This is a genomic window from Arthrobacter sp. B0427-1-12 (assembly GCF_059092905.1).
This window is the reverse complement of record NZ_JBNHIC010000158.1, coordinates 1-1128: the sequence shown is the minus strand read 5'-3', so window position 1 is coordinate 1128 and position 1128 is coordinate 1. Positions and strand designations below refer to the sequence as shown.

Annotated in this window: 1 protein-coding gene; it reads right to left on the bottom strand. The window is 66.4% G+C overall.

The genetic code is table 11. The features are described 5' to 3' along the window. A partial coding sequence (locus tag AC5RWU_RS24310; RefSeq protein WP_494037353.1) for a beta-ketoacyl-[acyl-carrier-protein] synthase family protein occupies nt 1-891 on the bottom strand: 891 nt, incomplete at its 3' end. Nucleotides 892-1128 lie beyond the last annotated feature (237 nt).

Sequence of the window (1128 nt, the reverse complement as noted above, 5' to 3'; positions counted from 1 at the left end):
GGTGAAGCTGGTGCAGTCGTAGACCAGGCCCACGTCAATCTGGCCGGCTGTCAGCCCGCTCTGCTCGTACAGCTTCTTCGCCACCCAGGTGGACGGGCTGTCCAGGTTCGACGTCAGCACCCTTGAGTCGAAGTATGCACGCGGGTCCGGACCGTGCGACTGGGCCGACGCCATGATCTCAACGGGCTGCAGCCCTGCGCCCCGGACGAGATCCTCACGCGCCACCACGACGGCGCAACTGGTGTCTGCCAGGGCAAACTCGTCGAAGCGGGTGAACGGGCCGACGGTCAGCGGCGCGTCGAAGTACTCGTCCCGCGAAACCTGGCCGGTATGGACTGCGCGCCGGTTCAGCGCTGCGTTGCGGCGCATCTGATTGACCGCCGCGTACAGCGCCTCGCGGTTCATCGGATAGCGCGCGGCGTACTGACTGTAGAACGCCGCGAAGATCCCCAGGTACCCGGTCCAGCCCAGCGGACGCAAGTACCACGGCGTGTCCATGTAGTAGGGACGCTGCGGGTCTGCGGTCGACAGCTGCTTGACCCAGTCATCCCCGCTGACAGTGCGATAGCAGACAACCGCACGGGCCTGACCCGACTCGACCGCGGAGCGGGCGGCATCGATCAACGCCGCGCACGACCCGCCGCCGAAGGGCACCTCGACCGCGAGATTCAGGTCTTTGGCCCCGAGCGTGGCCAGCAGTGCGAAGGTGTTAACCGAGGTGTCGTACGTGTACTTCACGGCGCCGTCGAGGTCATGCGGTGACAAGCCGGCGTCGGTGCACGCGTTCAGCGCGGCCTGGACCGTCATAGTATCGACCGCCCGCCCCGACCCACTCGGCGTGAGCGGAGCTTCTCCGATCCCAGCGATAACCGCCCGGTGTCCTCTTGCCATGGTGCCTACTCCTTCGTGTCGTGACGCTCGATGCGCCAAATCAACGTCGCCGGCGGGACGAACGAGTCTTGAGACGAACTCAACCCGGACACCTCGCAGCGTCGGTCGCGCTAACGGATGGAGGCGGCGCGGGTCTTCTCGTACTCCGCCGTCGCCTTCGCCCTGATCCGCGCGTCGGTCTCCTTGTCCTCTTTCTGGCTGGCAAACGCCCGGTCCTGAGCACGCCTAAGCCCGTCG